Source organism: Candidatus Symbiopectobacterium sp. NZEC135, from assembly GCF_025962695.1.
Genome location: NZ_JAGFPF010000339.1, coordinates 1 through 1738, shown reverse-complemented (window position 1 = coordinate 1738; position 1738 = coordinate 1). Strand labels below are relative to the sequence as shown.

Annotated in this window: 3 protein-coding genes; 1 reads left to right on the top strand and 2 read right to left on the bottom strand. The window is 56.2% G+C overall.

The window, feature by feature from the left end:
- Positions 1–238, top strand: a 238-nt coding sequence (locus J5224_RS26620) for a winged helix-turn-helix domain-containing protein (RefSeq protein ID WP_264628172.1), incomplete at its 5' end; no start/stop codon positions are given.
- Positions 239–280: 42 nt separating this feature from the next.
- Here J5224_RS26620 and J5224_RS26615 read toward each other — a convergent pair.
- Together J5224_RS26615 and J5224_RS26610 are read right to left on the bottom strand one after the other, a co-directional pair.
- Complete coding sequence (locus J5224_RS26615) at positions 281–1108, bottom strand: isochorismatase family protein (RefSeq protein WP_264628171.1); 828 nt, start codon at positions 1106–1108, stop codon at positions 281–283.
- A gap of 36 nt (positions 1109–1144) precedes the next feature.
- A partial coding sequence (locus J5224_RS26610; protein ID WP_264628170.1) for an NADPH-dependent F420 reductase occupies positions 1145–1738 on the bottom strand: 594 nt, incomplete at its 5' end.

Sequence of the window (1738 nt, the reverse complement as noted above, 5' to 3'; positions counted from 1 at the left end):
ACCGGCAGAGTTTCGCCTGCAGAAAACCCTTTCGGCTGAGCCCGGTAAGGTTTTCTCGCGCGAAGCGCTGCTGGATAAGCTCTACGACGACTACCGCGTCGTCACCGATCGCACCATTGATAGCCATATCAAAAATCTGCGACGCAAGCTGGAGCAACTGGACGAACAGACATCGTTTATCCGCACCGTTTATGGCATGGGATACCGCTGGGAAGCCGGCTCCTGTGAAGTGGTCTAGCGCACTGAGGCTCCCGACCAGCGGGAACCCGTTAATGACCGCTTACTTCACCACACCAAACGGATCCGGCACGGTGTGTTTGTTGGCGTTGTTCCAGTAATTCTGCACGATCCAGCCGTATTCCGGCAATCCGTCGATAAAGGGCTTCAACATGGCATCGGCTGAAGGTTTCTTCCAGTCGGCTTGAAGCTCTGCCCCCAACGCGTAGACCGTTTCCAACTGCGCGCCCGCTGCCGTCATGCGTTGCATCGCCGCATCCGCTTCATACTTACTCCAGGCACCGGAGGCATCCACCACCGGATAAACCTGATAGCCGTCATTCAACATGGCGAGCGTCGGGAAGGCAACGCAGGTACCCAGCGTTACCCCAGAAATGATGATGTGGGTACGACCGGTCTTCTTCACCAGATCTTCCAGTGCTTTACGGAATGACGGATCTTCATAGGCATTGATGATCCCGGTGCGACGGTAAATGGGTTCATCTTTAAAGATCTCTTTCAGTTCCGGCAGGGTGTCGCCGTTTTGCCATTGCGCATTGGACGAGGTGATCAACACCGGAATCTTTAACGCTTTCGCCATTTCGGCCAACGCGACCACGTTGGCTTTATAGCCGGATGCCTGATTGAAATCACGCGTACTGGCCATCAAACCCACCTGCTGATCGATAAACAGCATAATGGTGTTTTCGGGGGTTGGCTTGTCGTAGGCCACGCGCCCGGCTTTACGCGCGTCGGCGGTGCTAACCTTGTTCGGCAAAATCTGATCGGCTATCGGGCTGATGATGTCGGCCGGACGATCCTGAGCAAACGACGGAGCGCAAACCCCAGCCATCAACAGCGATGCGATCGCGACGCTAAGTACCTTTTTCATTCCATTCTCCTGTTTCGTCAATGTAGTAGTTGTTGCTTATGCGCGGCTCAGCCAGGCCGGAACGACATCGGTGCCTAACCCCGCGCCGTAGCCAAAATAGATATTCAAACCGGCTAACGGTTCGAGATAACGGGCGTTGCGCAGCGTGCCGGCATCCACCGGTTTGAAGCCGGTACTGGCAATCAAGGTCTGCACAGTGGCTTTGGCTTCCGCGTCATCCCCGGCATAAAACACGGGCGCAACCTGCCCTGCGACAAAGGCTGGGCCTTCTGCTACCACCTGGGCAAACGTGGTGTTAAACGCTTTGACGATATGCGCCGTCGGGAACGCTTTGGCGATCTCTTCCGCGGCTGACGTGCTGTGGCCGAGCGTCAGGCTCATGTAATCAGCCGACAGCGGGTTGGTAATATCAATCACCACTTTGCCGCTGATATCGCCCAGTGAAGAGAGTGCGCTAACCGCATCATCGTAGGCGGTCGCCAGCACAATCACCTGCGCACCTTGCGCGGCAACCGTGGCAGGCAGCGCCTGTGCACCGCTAAACTGCGCGGCTAATGCCTGTGCTTTGTTAAGGTCACGCCCTGTCACGCGAACCTGATGCCCTGCCAGCGTAAAACGCTTAACAAAACT